At 63.8% G+C, this 15,043-nt stretch carries 14 protein-coding genes; 3 read left to right on the top strand and 11 right to left on the bottom strand.

Translation table 11 applies throughout. The features are described 5' to 3' along the window. Nucleotides 1-65: 65 nt before the first annotated feature. The 7 genes from ACYU70_RS14845 to ACYU70_RS14815 all read right to left on the bottom strand — a co-directional run bounded on the left by ACYU70_RS14845 (nt 66) and on the right by ACYU70_RS14815 (nt 7,265). On the bottom strand, nt 66-728 hold the full coding sequence (locus ACYU70_RS14845; protein WP_342299987.1) for a response regulator transcription factor: 663 nt from the start codon (nt 726-728) through the stop codon (nt 66-68). Nucleotides 729-735: 7 nt separating this feature from the next. Beyond that, nucleotides 736-1,647 (bottom strand): efflux RND transporter periplasmic adaptor subunit, encoded by a 912-nt coding sequence (locus ACYU70_RS14840; protein WP_342299986.1) that lies wholly within the window; start codon nt 1,645-1,647, stop codon nt 736-738. Nucleotides 1,648-1,803: 156 nt separating this feature from the next. Then, nucleotides 1,804-3,171 (bottom strand): sensor histidine kinase, encoded by a 1,368-nt coding sequence (locus ACYU70_RS14835; protein WP_342299985.1) that lies wholly within the window; start codon nt 3,169-3,171, stop codon nt 1,804-1,806. A gap of 76 nt (nt 3,172-3,247) precedes the next feature. Next, complete coding sequence (locus ACYU70_RS14830; protein WP_342299984.1) at nt 3,248-3,922, bottom strand: response regulator transcription factor; 675 nt, start codon at nt 3,920-3,922, stop codon at nt 3,248-3,250. Nucleotides 3,923-3,970: 48 nt separating this feature from the next. Beyond that, nucleotides 3,971-5,401, bottom strand: coding sequence for a sensor histidine kinase (locus ACYU70_RS14825; RefSeq protein WP_460616035.1), 1,431 nt, complete (start codon nt 5,399-5,401; stop codon nt 3,971-3,973). Between the two features lie 146 nt (nt 5,402-5,547). Then, entirely contained in the window at nt 5,548-6,240 is a 693-nt protein-coding gene (locus ACYU70_RS14820) for a response regulator transcription factor (RefSeq protein ID WP_342299980.1), read from the bottom strand. 161 nt (nt 6,241-6,401) lie between these two features. Then, on the bottom strand, nt 6,402-7,265 hold the full coding sequence (locus tag ACYU70_RS14815; protein ID WP_342299978.1) for a hypothetical protein: 864 nt from the start codon (nt 7,263-7,265) through the stop codon (nt 6,402-6,404). 268 nt (nt 7,266-7,533) lie between these two features. Between ACYU70_RS14815 and ACYU70_RS14810 the strand changes: the two genes are divergently transcribed. Further along, the gene (locus ACYU70_RS14810) at nt 7,534-9,018 is read left to right on the top strand and encodes a hypothetical protein (protein ID WP_342299976.1); all 1,485 of its coding nucleotides are present in this window, start codon (nt 7,534-7,536) and stop codon (nt 9,016-9,018) included. 10 nt (nt 9,019-9,028) lie between these two features. On the opposite strand, the gene ACYU70_RS14805 is transcribed toward ACYU70_RS14810, so the two are convergent. Then, on the bottom strand, nt 9,029-9,403 hold the full coding sequence (locus tag ACYU70_RS14805; protein WP_342299975.1) for a DMT family protein: 375 nt from the start codon (nt 9,401-9,403) through the stop codon (nt 9,029-9,031). Between the two features lie 193 nt (nt 9,404-9,596). On the opposite strand from ACYU70_RS14805, the gene ACYU70_RS14800 reads away from it, so the two are divergent. Next, nucleotides 9,597-10,508, top strand: a complete 912-nt coding sequence (locus ACYU70_RS14800) for an ion channel (protein ID WP_342299973.1) — start codon at nt 9,597-9,599, stop codon at nt 10,506-10,508. 145 nt (nt 10,509-10,653) lie between these two features. On the opposite strand, the gene ACYU70_RS14795 is transcribed toward ACYU70_RS14800, so the two are convergent. From ACYU70_RS14795 to ruvX, 3 genes are all read right to left on the bottom strand, one after another. Further along, on the bottom strand, nt 10,654-11,631 hold the full coding sequence (locus ACYU70_RS14795) for a zinc dependent phospholipase C family protein (RefSeq protein WP_342299971.1): 978 nt from the start codon (nt 11,629-11,631) through the stop codon (nt 10,654-10,656). 181 nt (nt 11,632-11,812) lie between these two features. Then, entirely contained in the window at nt 11,813-12,421 is a 609-nt protein-coding gene (gene def, locus ACYU70_RS14790; protein WP_342299970.1) for a peptide deformylase, read from the bottom strand. 66 nt (nt 12,422-12,487) lie between these two features. Then, on the bottom strand, nt 12,488-12,913 hold the full coding sequence (ruvX, locus tag ACYU70_RS14785) for a Holliday junction resolvase RuvX (RefSeq protein ID WP_342299968.1): 426 nt from the start codon (nt 12,911-12,913) through the stop codon (nt 12,488-12,490). A 431-nt stretch (nt 12,914-13,344) separates the two neighbouring features. Between ruvX and ACYU70_RS14780 the strand changes: the two genes are divergently transcribed. Then, nucleotides 13,345-15,018, top strand: coding sequence for a S41 family peptidase (locus tag ACYU70_RS14780; protein ID WP_342299966.1), 1,674 nt, complete (start codon nt 13,345-13,347; stop codon nt 15,016-15,018). Nucleotides 15,019-15,043: the final 25 nt, after the last annotated feature.

The raw sequence follows: 15,043 nt of genomic DNA, 5'->3' as shown, positions 1-15,043 counted from the left end.
TCGTTGCACGGAATCGTTGTTTCGGCGCGGACGACGGGCGGGGGCAGGCCCCGCCCCTACCTCTTTTACGCCGCCTGGTAGCCGATGCCGCGCACGGTTTGCAGGAAATCGGGCGGGGCGAAGCGGGCCAGGGCTTTGCGCACGTTCATAATATGTACGTCGATATAATTCGACCCCTCTGTGCCTTTGCCGATGTGCGCGCCCAGCTGCTCGCGGGTGAGGGGCTGGCCTCGGTGCCGGAGCAGGTGGTGCAGCAGGTCGAACTGCGAACGGCTCAAGTCCACCGCATCTGGGCCGTGGCGCAGGCGCCGGGCCGCCAGGTCTAGCTCAAACCCCGGCCCGAAGCTGATGCGCGGCCGGGGCCGGCCAAACCGCTGCCGGGCAATGCTGCGCAGCCGCCGCTCCAGCTCCAGCAGCGTGGTGGAGCGGGCCACGCAGTCGTCGGCCCCGGCGGCGAAGCCCTGTAGGCGGTCTTGGACCGAATCGGTGGCCATCATAAGAATAAAGGCGGCCCGGGAGCCGCGCCGCTGGGCTTCGTAGAGCAGTGTGAGGCCGTCGCCGTCGGGCAGGAACTGGGCCAGCAGCACGAATTCGTAGGAGCGGGCGGCCAGCCGGGCAGTGGCGGCGGCCAGGGTAGGAGCGAGGTCGGTGACGTAGCCGGCGCGCTGCAAAAACCGCTGCACGGCCGCCCGGCGCTTTTCTTCGGCTTCGATGATGAGAATAGCCATGCCGTGCTTAGTTGGTGGAAGTTGCCAGCACACGCACCTGGGCGTGCATGCCGGGTTTGAGCAGGTGGCCGGGATTGGGCAGCGTGCAGCGCACCTTCATCACCTTGCTGTCGTGGTCGAGGACGTGGAAAACCTGATTGATGCGGCCTTGCAGCGGCTGGTTGGGGTAGCTCAGGGTGGTGATTTCGACGGCCTGACCCCGGTGCACCAACGTCAGGTCCGATTCGAACACGTTGGCCATGACCCACACGCTATCCAGGTTGGCCACGGTGAAGGCGGCGGGCATGTCGGCGGCGTTGAAGCGTAGGCCCGCCGCCACGTTTTTCTCGATGACGTAGCCCGCTACGGGCGCTTTCAGCTCGTATTGCCCGCCCTGGGCCATGCCGTAGGTGTCGAGCTGGCGGTGGTTGCGGGTGGCGGTGCCGGTGGCGCGGGCCAGCTCGGCGCGAGCTTTGAATACGTCCTGCCCGGCCGCTAGGCCGTTCTGGAACAGCTCTTCGGCCACGGCCAGGTTCTTGCGGGCCACGGCCAGGTCGGCGGTGCCGGCGGTGCTCTGGTTTTGCAGCTCCGCGATTTCGCGGCTTTGCAGCACGGCCAGCACCTGGCCCTGCTTCACTTCATCGCCCAAATCAACGCCCACGCGCAGCACCTGGCCGCCCACTCGGGGGAATACCCGTGCCGTGTGGTTGGCATCGGCCGCGATTTCGCCGCTCAGCACCAACTCTTCCGGGGTGGTTTCGGGGAGGGCTTTTGATTGGGTTACGACGGCCTGGGGCGCGGGCTCATCCAGGGCATCGGCATCGGAGGGGGTGCAGGCGGTGAAGAATAGGAGCCCGAGTACGGCCGTAAAAGCGAGGGTGCTTTTGCGGTAGTGGGCGTGGCTGTGGCGGTTTGCTAGCGACTGGTTTGGTAGGTTCATAGAGTGCGGCAGTGGTTAAACTGCTGCAAGGCTACCGGCATGTCATTAGAATACGATTAGAAAGAAAAATGTAGCGCGGACTTTTAGTCCGCGAGTTCTGGCCATCTGCTTCCGTTGCAATTGTGCATTCGCGGACTAAAAGTCCGCGCTACGTGGTTACGCCGTGGGCAGGCGCACCAGTACGGTGGTGCCGTGGCCCAGCTGCGAAGTCAATTTCAATTCCCCGCCGTGCTGCTCGATGATTTTGCGGGCCAGCGGCAGGCCTACGCCGTGGCCCGTCACCGGCCGGGCATTGCCAGCCCGAAAAAACGGCTGGAATACCTGCGGCAAATCCCCTTCGGCAATGCCAATGCCCTGGTCGCGGATGCGCACGAGTACGCCGCCGGGCTCGTATTCGAGGTCGACGGCCACCGGCTGGGGCTCCGAGTATTTCAGGGCGTTTTCGAGGAGGTTGATGAGGGCGCGGCTGAGCAGGGCGCGGTTGCCGGTGAGCTCCAGCTGCTCGGGCTCGGCGGGGAGGCGGCCGGTGTGCAGGTGCAGGCGCGGGCGCTGGGCCGGGTCGATGGCGGCACAGGCTTCGGCCAGCAGCTCGTCCACGCGGATGCGGGTGTCGTGCTCGGGCAGCGGGGTTTCGGCCTGAGCCAAGTCCAGCAGGTGGTTGAGCAGAGCGTTGAGTTGGGTGAGGTCGGTGAGCAGGGCGTGCAGGGCGGCGCGGTAGGCGGCGGGCTCGCGCTCGCGGGCCAGGGCCAGCTGGGCCTCTCCGATGCTGGCGGCCAGCGGGGTGCGCAGCTCGTGCGAGGCGTTGCGCACGAAGGCGCGCTGGCCGTCGAAGCTGCTTTCGAGGCGGTCGAGCAGGCGGTTGAAGGTGTGGGCGAGGCGCGAAAGCTCGTCCTGCTCGCGGCCCGAGAGGTTTTCGGCCACGCGCCGGTGCAGGTCGTGGGCCGAGATACGGTCCATCTGGTCATTTAGGGCCGCGATGGGGGCCAGCGCCCGCCCCGCAAACAGCCGCCCGGCCGCGTAAATCAGCAGCAGGCTCAGCACGAAAATAGTGGCCAGAATGGTGGCCAGGTATTGCAGGCGGGCTTCGCCACGGATGTTTTCGGCCCCGGCCACCACCACGTACTGGCCCTGGTTGTCGCGGTAAAAAATGCCCACCGCCTCACGGGTGCCATCCTCAAAATACTCCTCGTGGCCTTCTTTGATACGGGCCAAAACGTCGGGCGGCACCTCCAGGCGAGCATCCTCGCGCACAAAGCGCACCTCACCCTTGGTATCATAAAGCTGAATAATTTCCTCGGTGAGCGTGCGCTGAAACTGTTTCTGGAAGGCTTGGAACGCCGAGCTGCGCAGCTCATCCTTTTCCAGGTAGATGTAGGCCGCCACCACCGCCCGCTCGCGCAGGCGCTGCCGGAAATCGCGCCGGCTGTAATCGGCCTGCAACAAAAACGCCGTAGTGAGCACCCCCAGCAGAATGAAGGCCACCACGCCCACGAAGAGCCAGGTCAGGCGGTTGCGGATGGTCATGGGGTGGGGTTGGTTTCGAATTGGATTAGCGGCGCAAAAGAACGTCATGCTTCGCTACGCTCTTCATGACGTTCTGCTACTCCTGCCGCAGCACGTAGCCCGCGCCCGTCACGGTATGAATGAGCTTGGTGGGAAAGCCGTGGTCCACTTTCTTGCGCAAATAGCTCACGTACACGTCAATCACGTTGCTGCCCGCGTCGAAGGACTCGTCCCAGCCGTGCTCCGCGATTTCGCCCCGGCTCAGCACGCGGCCGGGGTGGCGGAGCAGCAATTCCAGCAGGTTGAACTCGCGGGTGGTGAGGCGCAGCGGCTGGCCGGCCCGCGTCACGGTGCGGCTGGCGGTGTCCATCAGCACATCGGCAAAGGCCAGGCGGGCACTTTGGGGCTGCCCGCCACCGCGCCGCGTGAGGGCCCCCACCCGCGCCACCAGCTCGGCAAAATCGAAGGGTTTGACCAAATAGTCATCGGCCCCGTTGCCGAAGCCCTGGAGCTTATCAGTAGTCGTGCCCAGAGCCGTGAGCAGCAACACCGGCACCCGCGCATCCTGCGCCCGGATGGCGGCCAGCACCTCCAGCCCGCTGCGGTGGGGCAGAATTACGTCGAGAATAATGAGGTCGAAGGGCTGGGCGAGGGCCAGCTCCTGGCCGCGCTCGCCGTCGGCAGCTACGGTCACGGTCAGCTGTTCTTCTTCTAAACCACGCTTGATGAGGGCCGAAAGCCGGGGGTCGTCTTCAACCAGCAGAATGTTCATGGGCGAAAAAATAGGCGTGGCAGGAGCCCCAAAGGTCGGTAGCGAACCTTACGTTGGGAAACTTACCGTCACCACCAGCTGCTCCTGCTGCTCGCGGAACTCAAGTTGCAAGCCCAGGCCGTGGGCCAACCGCCCGGCAATCCAGAGACCCAGGCCGGTACCGGGGGCCAGTGGGTCGGCCTGGTACCAGGCGGTGGTGAGCTGGGCCAGATGTTCGCCCAGTGGGGCCGCTAACTCGTTTTCGATGCTGATAACGGGACCGTGACCTTTCTCAGCCGCCTGTAGGCGCAGCGCCACGCCGGTGCCGGGCCGGGCGTGCTTGCGGGCGTTGTCCAGCAAATTCAAAAGCAAAGTAGTGAGTTGGTCGGCGTCGGTGGCGGTGGTGAGAGCGGCGGTCGTTGCATCATCAGGTAATTCGATGGTGAGCGTGCGGCCCGCTGCCCGAAAGCGCGGTAGCTCCCGGTCGGCCAGGGCCAGCAGCAATTCGTCGAGCGCTACGGAGTGTCGATTTATTGGTAATGCAGCCCCATTCCCGAGGCGGCCCACTAGCAGGAAATCGTCCACGAGGCGGCCCAAGCGGGCCAGCTCGGCATCATGGCCGGCCAGAGCGGCGCGGGTGGCGGGCGGCAGGGCTGGGTCGCGGCCGCTCACGTCGAGGCCGGTTTGCAGGGTGGCCAGGGGCGTGCGCAGCTCATGGGCCGCCGCGGCCAGGAAGTTGGCCTGGGCGGTGGCCTGGCCGCGCAGGCGGGCCAGCAATTGGTTCAGGGTTTCGGCCAGCTCCTGCACTTCGTCGCCGGTGTTGGGCACGGGCAGGGGCGCAATATCCGTGGCTTGCTGAATGCGGCGGGCCTGCGCGGCCATGCGCCGCAGGGGCCGCAGCACCGCGCCCGCCACCAGCAGAGCCAGCGTGCCGGCCAGCGCCGCGCTGCCCAGCAGGCCCAGCGCCACGGTGCGGCGCACCCGCGCCAGGGCTTTTTCGAGAGGGGCGGCGGGGTGGGCCAGCCACAGCGTGAGGCGGCCGGTGGGCTCGGCGTAGTCGGCCCCCGGGCCGGGCGGGGCGGCCAGCCGGGCCACGGCCACCACGCGGCCTCGGCCCAGCCGCCCGCCCGGCGTGCCCGGCCGAGGCAGCCCGGTGGTATCGTCCGCCGGCCATTGGGCCGAGCGGAACAGCTCGCGGGCTGGCTGCCCAGGCACTTCAAATACCAGCCGCATGGTTTCGCCGGTTTGGTCGGGCAGGGGCAGGGTGGGTTCGGGGTCGAGGCTGACGCGGGCCAACAGCTGGGCGGCGCGCAGGCGCAGGCGGTCGTCGTCGGCGCGGGCCAGCAGGCGGCCCAGGCTGCGGTATTGGTAGCTGCCCGCCGCCAGCGTCGCCAGCCCAAACACCAGCCCGAACACCAGCAGCAGCTGCCCGCGCAGGCCCAGGCGGAAACGGTGGGTTTTGGGTGTGGGGGAAGGGGGGCTGACGGGAGAAGAGGTCATGGGTTAATTTAAGAACGTCATGCTGAGCGCAGCCGAAGCATCTCGCGTGCTTCCACTAATCAAAGACGTTGCAACGATTGAGTTACTACCACACGCGAGATGCTTGGGCTGCGCTCAGCATGACGTGCTTTTTCATTTGGCTTATTCTAACCCGTCGCCGCTGGCTCGCGCAGCCGGTACCCCTGCCCAATCACCGTTTCCAACAAAGCCGGTGCGGGCGCAAAATCCCGGTCCAGCTTGCGGCGCAGCTGCGAAATGTGTACCTCAATCACATTTGAGCCCATGTCGTAGTCCACGTCCCACACTTTCTCGGCGAGGCGGGTTTTGCTCACCACGCGGCCGGCGTTGCGCAGTAGTAGCTCCAGTACGGCAAATTCGCGGTTGGTGAGATTGAGCGTCTTGCCGGCGCGCGTGACCACTCGGCCCAGCGGGTCAAGCACGAGGTCGGCCAGACGCAGGGCTTCGGCCCCGGCCGGACCGGCGGTTTTGCGGCCGATGATGTGCAGTCGGGCCAGCAATTCATCAAACGCAAACGGCTTACGCAGGTAGTCCACGGCCCCGGCTTCGAGGCCCTTCACCACGTGCTGCGTATCGGTGAGGGCGCTGAGGATGAGCACGGGCGTCTGGATGCCGAACTCGCGCAGGTTGCGCAGCACGTCGAGGCCGCTCTGGCCGGGCAGCATCAGGTCGAGCAGCACGGCATCGTAGGGCGTGGTGGCGGCTTGCTCCAGACCCTCGGGGCCGGTGGCGGCCACGTCGGCCACGTGCCCGGCCTGGGTGAGGCCCTGCTGAATGAAGCCGGCTAACCGGGCCTCGTCTTCGACGATGAGAATGCGCATGAGGGGGATAATGGGAGGTTGTACTACGCAAAAACCTCATGCTGAGCGCAGTCGAAGCATCTCTACCGCAATACTAAATCTGATTAGTTGCGCGGTAGAGATGCTTCGACTGCGCTCAGCATGACGGGCTGATAGGTTTAGATTCTAAAATCCGGCCAACCCTACCGCACCAGGTACTTCACGCCACCCAGCGCCAGCGTCTGGGCGTGCACCACGCGCGGGGCGGTGGTGCCGGCCACGCGGGCTTCGCCGGGCTGGGCGGTGCGCAGGTTGCCGGTGGCTTCCAGCGTCGCGCCCACTGTCAGTTTATCGCTGAGCTGCTCCAAGGCATGGGGCGGCAGCTGCACCACGGTCTGGTCGCTCAGCACCACGCCCCGGATGCGGCCTTTGGGGTCGCGCCGCAGCTCCTTAATGCTGCCTTTGGCGGTGGCGGTTTCCGGCGTGGGCGGGGTGGTGGGGCGCACGGGCGGCGCGTCGTTGATGGTCTGGCTGCCGCTGGTCAGGCTCACGAAGCGGAGGTGGCTGCGGCCGTCGGGGCCGGTGTGGCGCACGCCGCTCACGGTCACGGTGCTGCCGGCTTTGGCGGCGGCTTGCAGCTGCTGGCCCAGGTGGCGCGGGAAGCGCACGGTGTCGGCCGCGCCGGTTGCGGGGCGCAGGATGAAGGCATCGTACACTTGGTCGTCGTTGTTGGCCACGTAGCTGCTCAGGGTGCCGCGCACGTCGGTGATGGTTTGCAGGCCGCCGTGTTCGCCGCGCCGGCCGGGGCCGTCTTTGCCGGGGCCGTGCTCACCGCGCGGGCCGCCGTGCTCGCCACGCGGACCACGGGGCGGGCGGGGGCCATCGGGGCCGTCAGGGCCTTCGCCTTCGGCGGGCGGTGGGGGTGGGGTGGCCAGGTTGCCGGCGGTGGCTTTGGCTGATTTCGAGGTTTTGGTTTTGACTTTGGTGACGGTCTGGGCATCGGCCTGAATGGTGCCAGCCAGCAGAGCAGCGGCCAGCAGGGCAACCGAATAAAAGGGCTTATTCATGGGATTAATGAAAAAAATATGGGAGATGAAAAGTTGAGTCGTAAGCGTCGGCGAGCTCCGGTTGCTCTTCCGACGATACAAAATTTCCATCGCGCCCTGAAGCCGGCCTGAAGGCCACATTAATTTTTCTTCAGGTGAATAATCGGCGGCTTTTCCGGCCAAAAAAGTGGTTGGCAAATTTCCTTTAATATATTTATCCCCAGTCGCCTACCGCAGACTGTACGTGCTGCCGCGCCCAACCTGTGCCATTCCTTCATTCCACAACTACATGAAGCACTTCTCCTCGCTGGTTTTCCTGCTGGCCGCCGGCCTGTGGGCCACCACTGCCCATGCGCAGGCCTACCGCCCGTTTCGCTTCGGCCTCAGCTATCAGCTCAGCGCCGCTGCCACGCCCGGCGACACCACGCACCTGTTGCGCCTGGCCAGCCGTCAGGCACAGGGCGCCGATTCGCTGTTTTTGTTCGATAAGCGCACCAGCCGGGGCCGTGCGCTGCCTCAGCAAGGCAACTGCGGCTACTACGTGCAGCGCAATGATAACCTCTTTGGCACCTCGCTAACGCAGCGCCCCGGGGCCGAATACGTCCTTACGGCCGCCAACGGCCGCACCTTCACACTGCGCCCCCGCGCCGTGCTGGGCCAGGCGTGGGCGGCTACTGCGGCCGGCCTCACGGCCCGCGTCACGGCCCGCACGCTGGGCGCGGTGCTGGGGCAGGCCGATTCGCTGGCCACCATCACCCTGTCGGATGGGGCCGTTATCACGCTCGGCAAGCGCCTTGGCTGGGTGAGTGGCCCGGCCTTGGGGCACTACCTCAATGCCCGGCTGCCGCAGGCCGCGCTCACGCTCACGGCCCTGCCGGAGCTGGGCCTGGGCATTAATAAGCTAGGTGCTTTTGCGGTGTATGATTTCCAGCCCGGCGATGTATTCCTGCGCCGAACAACCACCACCGGCTATGCAGGCTTGCCCGGCTGCGTTGACTATCGCTGGACGCGTGACAGCATCATTAGCCGCACCCTCAGTGCCAGCGGCGATGCGCTGGACTACCAGCTGCAACGCCGCACCCTCACCCGCAACTGCATCGGTGCGCCCGTGCTGAGTGCGCCCGTGGTGCAGGCCCTGCATATCACGCGCATCATGGGCCACCTCGACCAGCCCACCGGCTTCTGGGGAGGGGCGGTTTCGGTGGGCACGGGCAGCTTGGTGCACCTGCCCGCCTGGCGCACCACCGACTACAACGGCCGCCTTGTGCAGCGCCACACCGACTATATGCAGTGCGGCACCATCACGGCCGACAGTACCTCCCTCCGCAATGCCAGCAACCTCGATGCCGGCTACTCCGTGCTCACGGTCGTCGGCCTGGGCCAGACGCAGGAGGAATACACCAGCTTCACCACCGAAACCACCACGCTGCTTGGCTACCGCAAGGGTACTGAAACCTGGGGCCAGCTCACCACTTTCGCGCAGCTGCTGCCCGTGCGCGCCAGCCGTCCGGCCAGCACCACGGCCGCTTTCCCCAACCCGTTCGGTGCGGAAATCCAGGTGACTTTCACCCTGGCCAGCCCGCAGCCCGTGGGCCTGACGTTGCACGATGCCCTGGGCCGCCAGGTGCTGGAAATGGCTCCCGCGCCGCAGCTGGCGGGCGCACGGCAGCTCACCTTGCCCACTACGGGCCTGCCCGTGGGCGTGTACAGCCTGCATCTGCGTTTCTTGCAAGAAGGCCGTACGGAAGTGCTGCGGGTATTAAAAGCCGAGTAGTGCTACCGGCTTACCACTTTTTGAATATGACGTACACGGCTGCCACCAGCAGGATGAAACCCACCACATGGTTCCAGCCCAGCTTGTCGGTTTTGAACACGAACACCGCGCAGAGCGTGAACACCGTGAGCGTAATCACCTCCTGAATCACCTTGAGCTGGAACAGGCTGAATGGCCCGCCGTTTTCCTCAAACCCCAGCCGGTTGGCCGGCACCTGAAACACGTACTCGAACAAGGCCAGCCCCCAGCTCACCATGATGACGCCAAACAGGCCCAGTTTGGCAAACCAGGCCATTTTTTTGAACAGATGCAGGTGCCCGTACCAAGCAAACGTCATGAACAGGTTGGAGATGGTGAGGAGCAGGAGGGAATAAACGCCTTTCATGTGGTGGGGTGGTGGAGTAATGAGCTGGTGGGTGTCTGAACGTCATGCAGAGCGCAGCGAAGCATCGTTACCGCCACCGCTAATCCTGTCGATTGGGTTGCTGCTGTGGTAAAGATGCTTCGCTGCGCTCTGCATGACGTTTATTTGTCGTCATACGTTGCCCCGCCAACCCACTACTCCGCCCCTCCACCACATGCCCACCCTCGACCCTGGCATCGGCGAAAAGTTCTCGCGCCGCACCAAGCGGGCCATCAACCATGACGGCTCATTCAACGTGCGCCGGCGCGGCGGCCCGCACCGCCACGACCCGTACCAATGGCTCATCCAGATGGATTGGTATCCGTTTATCGGCCTGGTGGTGGTGTTTTTTACGGTGATAAATGTCGCCTTTGCCCTCGCCTTCATGGCCTTGGGCCTCGAAGACCTACCCGGGGTGGCCGCCCCGCACGACGGCGTGCAGGATTTTCTGAGCGCCCTGTTTTTCTCCATTCAGACCTTCACCTCCGTCGGCTACGGGCACGTGTACCCAGGCACCAACGCCACCGGTTTCCTCAGCAGCGTGGAGGCGCTGGTGGGCGTGCTCACCTTCGCGCTGGCCACGGGCTTGCTCTACGGGCGGTTTTCGCGGCCCACGGCGCGCATTCATTTCAGCCGCACGGCCATCATCAGCCGCCGGCCCGATGGCCTGCCCTGCCTGCAATTCCGCATCGCCAACCAGCGCAACAACATCCTCATCGACCTGCAGGCCCGCGTGCTGCTCAAAACCGTAAACCCTGCCACCAACGACCAGACCTACGCCCTGCTGCCGCTCGAACGCGACGCCATCAGCTTCTTCCCCCTGAGTTGGACCATCGTGCACGACATCACCTCTACAAGCCCGCTCCACAACCTACTACCCGCTGACTACGAGCGTCTGGATTTCGAAATCATCATCCAGCTCAAAGCCTACGACGACACCTTCGCCCAGGACGTGCACGCCCGCAACTCCTACACCCACGATGAAATTGAGTGGCACCGCCGCTTCATCCGCGCCTACGAAGTCGGCGAAGATGGCATTGCCGTAGTGGATTTAGATATGGTACACCAGACGGAGCCGCTGGCTTAACCGCCTGTCATTGCGAGCGCAGCGCGGCAATCCGTCCTTTCAAAACCAGACATTTTCTTAAGTGCTGACCTTCGGTTAGCACGTTTTAGGGTTTGTTGCTGAGAAAAGGACGGATTGCTTCGGTTCTGCCTCGCAATGACAGGCGTTACTCGTCATGCCCGGGCGCGGACGTAGCCGGTGCGCCGGCCGTTTGCTTGGCTTCCAGTTCCAGGCGCTGCTGCTCTTTGGCCGAGGGCGTGTATTGCAGCTGGCGCAAATCAGGCGAGCCGCCGTCCACCCAGCAGGTAAACCAGAAGTCGCCGATGAGGGCCGCCGCGTAGCGCAGCTGCCGTTCCACCTGGCCATTGAGCCGGGCGTGGTAGGCTTTGCTGAAATCGCGCGAGTAGGCCCGCACCGTCTGGCTGCCGCGCTGCTCGTAGCCAAATTTCTGGTCTTCCTGATACTCGGCCGTGAGCTGTTTTTCAAACCGCAGCACCGAATCAACAGCCGCGTGCGAGCGGATGACAGCTGCCCAAATCGCGTCGCTGGGCCGCTCCAGGTACTCGGCCTTGCCGCTGAACAGGTCGTAGTCGGCGCTTAGTAGTTCGGGCAGGCGCGATTCCCACAGCCCGTGAATGCCGCGCTGGCCCGTGAGCTGGCCGTTGTAGTTGCGGGTGGTGTGCAGCGGCACGCAGGCATCGGCCACGTAGTGCCCCAGGTCGGCCGAGAGGCTCAGAATCCGGTCCGTGTCCTTGGCCTTGAAGGCGGCGGTGAGCTGATTTTTCATGCTTACTACGTTCCATGGCACGATGCCGTGGCGCAGCAGCGAGTCTTCGCCGTAGCGGGCCACGGCGTCGGCGTACTTGCGCGGCAGCTTAAATTCGGCGCTGTCGCCATACCGGTCCACGTCGAGAAAGTGCTTGGGGGCCTCGCCGGGCACCACCGTGCGGCGCGAGTCGGGCCGCGTGGCGTTCACCGTCAGGTAATCAATGTTGGCCTTGTAGAAGCCAATCATGCCCGGCGGCAACGTGTACACTGCCAGTCGGTTCAGTAGTCGGTGGCCAAAAAAGCCCCACGCCTGCGCCTGGCGGGCAACGAAGAGCAGGGGCAAACAAATCAGGAGCAGGTAGCCGTATTTTTTCACGGCTAACAAGGTACGGAACCAGCTTCGGAATTCACTAAACCAGGTTTCGCTAAAACAGTCATGCTGAGCAGAGTCAAAGCATCTCTACCGCACAACTAATCTTAATTAAAAGGAATAGTCTTGAGGTAGAGATGCTTCGGCTTCGCTCAGCATGACAGGTTAATACACTCAAGTTTGGCTTCTACCGCCGCCGCCCCTCACCCACAAACTTCATGCGGTAGTCATGCCGCACATCGCCTTTGCTGATGCGGGCCAGCTTGCCCTTCAGCAGCTGCTTCTTGAAGCCGGAGAGCTTATCAGTGAACAGGATGCCTTCCAAATGGTCGTACTCGTGCTGAATAACGCGGGCGGCCATGCCCGAAAATGCCTCTTCGTGCACTTGGCGGTTTTCGTCCTCGTAGCGCAGCACGATATCAGCGTGGCGCGTCACCAGCTCGCGCACGCCGGGGATGCTCAGGCAGCCTTCCTCGAAGCCCCATTCCTCGCCGGTTTCGCTCACCATCTGCGGGTTGATGAAGGCGCGCTTGATGGGCGGCTCGGGCACTTCGCCTTCTTCCAGCTCGGCCAGGTCTTCCTCGTCCAGCTCCACCATCGGGCCCGAATCCATCACGAACAGCCGCACGGCTTTGCCCACCTGGGGTGCTGCCAAGCCCACGCCGTGGGCCGAATACATCGTTTCGTACATGTCGGCAATCAGCTGCTGGAGCTCGGCGGCGGGCAGGTCGGCAGCAATGTTTTTGGCTTTAGTCTTGAGGACGGGGTCGCCGATGGCAACAATGGAGTAAATCATGGTAATGGTCAGTTAAAACAGAACGTCATGCTGAGCGCAGCCGATGCATGACGTTTAACGAAACAACTATATTTCCCGCATCAGCGGTGATTCGAGGAATGATTGTAGAATAATGGTGGCGCTGATGCGGTCCACCGTCGCCTTGTCGCGCCGGGCCTTCTGGCCGAGGCCACCGGCCAGCATGGTGGCGTGGGCCATGCGCGAGGTAAACCGCTCGTCGAGCTCATGAATGGGCAACTCGGGCAACTCACGGCGCAGCGTGCGCAGCAGGCCCACCACGGCGCTGGTCACGTCGGTGGGCTCGTTGAGCAGCGTGCGGGGCATGCCCACCACCACGGCCCGCAGGGGCTCGCGCAGGTGGTAGGCCTTCACGTAGGTCAGCAAATCCTTGCTGTGGATGGTTTCCAGCGGCGAGGCAATCATGCACAGCGGGTCGGTCACGGCCAGGCCCACGCGCTTATTTCCGTAGTCGATGGCGAGGATGCGACCCATGTGGTGGCTATGTAAAACGAAGAAAATGAAAAGAGCCAGCCATTGTGGCTGGGTGCAAAGATACGGCGGGCCAAAAGCTCCCAATCCGCCGGGCAACCCCGGCCGTATTTGCTGCGAGTTCTGACTACCGCCGCGCTCAGACCGGAAAAAGCCCCATCCAACGGGCAAAGACCCGGGCTGGGCGAAAGCCATCCGAAAATTTATGGGTAAAATCATAAATTTGATTCATGTTAAAATGGCTAAGCTGGAAATTATAAATTGTGATTTGCCAGTAAAAACACCGGCGTTTAGCTCTTTTGTTTTAGATTATTGCATAAATTAAAGAAATGCAGAAATGGCTACCTTTCATCCTTTGTAACTGGGAAAATTTCAATAATTTTGAATCCCATCTAATATTATCCTATTGATTATTAACTCTACGCTTATTTCCTATGCCCACTTCTACCCCTGCTAACCAGGCAACTGGTGTGCCCGCCAGCTCATGGCGGCGCGGCTGGTTGCGGCAAGGCTTATTGCTGGTGCTGGCCATGGGCTGCGGCGTATTAGTGGCCAATAATCCCTTCCGGCCCTCGTCGGAAAACCCCGACGCTACGGCCCGGGGCTACCTGCGCTTCAAGGAAATCCTGAGCTACGTGGACCGCGACTACGCCGACTCCGTGGACACCGAAGGCCTGGCCGACTACGCCGTGACCCAGATGTTGGAAAAGCTCGACCCGCACTCGGTCTATATCCCGGCCCGCGACCGCGAAAAAACCGATTCCTTCCTGCAAAGCGACTACGACGGCATTGGCGTCGAATTCAACACCTTCCGCGATACCGTGACGGTGGTGGCCCCGCTCAGCGGCGGCCCGGCCGAGCAGGCCGGCGTGCAGCCCGGCGACCAGATTCTAAGCATCGGCGGCAAGCGCGTATCGGGCGCACGCCTCACCTCCGGGCAGCTTTCGCAATTGCTGCGCGGCCCCCGGGGCAGCAGCGTGGCTATTGAGCTGCGCCGCCGGCATCAGGGCCAGCCCCTGCGATTTAGCATTGCCCGCAGCCGTATTCCCAATAGCTCGATTGATGCCGCGTATCTGGTTGATGACCAGACGGGCTATATCAAAGTGAGCCGGTTCGCTTCGAATACCTACGACGAATTCAAAGCCGCGCTGGCCGACCTACGCCGGCAAGGCCTCACCCGCCTCGTGCTGGACCTGCGCGGCAACCCCGGCGGCTACCTCGACCGCGCCACCCGCCTGGCCGATGAGTTCATTGCCGGCTCGCGCAAAATCGTGTACACCGACGGCAAGGGCGACCAATACGACTCGCAGACCTACGCCAAAGTAGCCGGCGAATTCGAGGAAGGCTCCCTGGTGTTACTCGTGGACGAAGGCAGCGCCTCGGCCGCTGAAGTAGTGGCCGGCGCGTTGCAGGACCACGACCGCGCCACGCTGGTGGGCCGCCGCACCTTCGGCAAAGGCCTCGTGCAGCAGCCTATTCCCTTGAGCGACGGCGGCGAACTGCGCCTCACCATTGCCCGCTACTATACGCCCGCCGGCCGCTCCATCCAGAAACCTTACGGGGCCAACTACGCCGAATACAGCGCCGAGCTGAGCGGCCGCTCGGCTCGTGGCGAGATGCAATCGGCTGATAGCATCCATTTTTCCAAGGCCCTGCAATTCCGCACCGACCACGGCCGCACCGTGTACGGCGGCGGCGGCATCATGCCGGATGTGTTTGTGCCGCGCGATTCTGTCGCCCATTCCGTCTATTTCACCAAGCTGCTGAGCCACGGCGTGGCCCGCGCCTTCGCTCTGAACTTTTACCAGAGCCACAAAGCCGAGCTGGAAGGCCTGCGCTTCGAGCAGTTCAATGCCACCTTCCGCATCTCGGATGCGCAGCTGCTGAGCCTGACCACCCAGGCCGCCCAGGATGGCGTGACGGCCGACGGAGCCGCCGTGCGCCGCTGCACGCCGCTGCTGCGCAATCAGCTCAAGGCCTACATTGCCCGCAGCGCCTACGGCACCGTGGCCTACTACACCGTGCTGCGCGAGCAGGATGCCGAATTGCAGCGCGCCCTGCACGTGGTGAGCGACAGCACCGCGCAGCTGGCGCTGCTGGGGAAGTAGCGGAGCGCCTGTCATTGCGCTTCAC

The organism is Hymenobacter segetis (assembly GCF_054776495.1).
This window is presented reverse-complemented; position numbering and strand designations above follow the sequence as displayed.

Coding starts and splice junctions, on each gene's coding strand:
- ACYU70_RS14780 (WP_342299966.1), top strand. CDS start 13,345: ATGCCCACTTCTACCCCTGCTAACCAGGCAACTGGTGTGCCCGCCAGC.
- ACYU70_RS14835 (WP_342299985.1), bottom strand. CDS start 3,171: ATGACCATCCGCAACCGCCTGACCTGGCTCTTCGTGGGCGTGGTGGCC.
- ACYU70_RS14820 (WP_342299980.1), bottom strand. CDS start 6,240: ATGCGCATTCTCATCGTCGAAGACGAGGCCCGGTTAGCCGGCTTCATT.
- ACYU70_RS14805 (WP_342299975.1), bottom strand. CDS start 9,403: ATGAAAGGCGTTTATTCCCTCCTGCTCCTCACCATCTCCAACCTGTTC.
- ACYU70_RS14845 (WP_342299987.1), bottom strand. CDS start 728: ATGGCTATTCTCATCATCGAAGCCGAAGAAAAGCGCCGGGCGGCCGTG.
- ACYU70_RS14825 (WP_460616035.1), bottom strand. CDS start 5,401: ATGACCTCTTCTCCCGTCAGCCCCCCTTCCCCCACACCCAAAACCCAC.
- ruvX (WP_342299968.1), bottom strand. CDS start 12,913: ATGGGTCGCATCCTCGCCATCGACTACGGAAATAAGCGCGTGGGCCTG.
- ACYU70_RS14810 (WP_342299976.1), top strand. CDS start 7,534: ATGAAGCACTTCTCCTCGCTGGTTTTCCTGCTGGCCGCCGGCCTGTGG.
- ACYU70_RS14830 (WP_342299984.1), bottom strand. CDS start 3,922: ATGAACATTCTGCTGGTTGAAGACGACCCCCGGCTTTCGGCCCTCATC.
- def (WP_342299970.1), bottom strand. CDS start 12,421: ATGATTTACTCCATTGTTGCCATCGGCGACCCCGTCCTCAAGACTAAA.
- ACYU70_RS14840 (WP_342299986.1), bottom strand. CDS start 1,647: ATGAACCTACCAAACCAGTCGCTAGCAAACCGCCACAGCCACGCCCAC.
- ACYU70_RS14800 (WP_342299973.1), top strand. CDS start 9,597: ATGCCCACCCTCGACCCTGGCATCGGCGAAAAGTTCTCGCGCCGCACC.
- ACYU70_RS14815 (WP_342299978.1), bottom strand. CDS start 7,265: ATGAATAAGCCCTTTTATTCGGTTGCCCTGCTGGCCGCTGCTCTGCTG.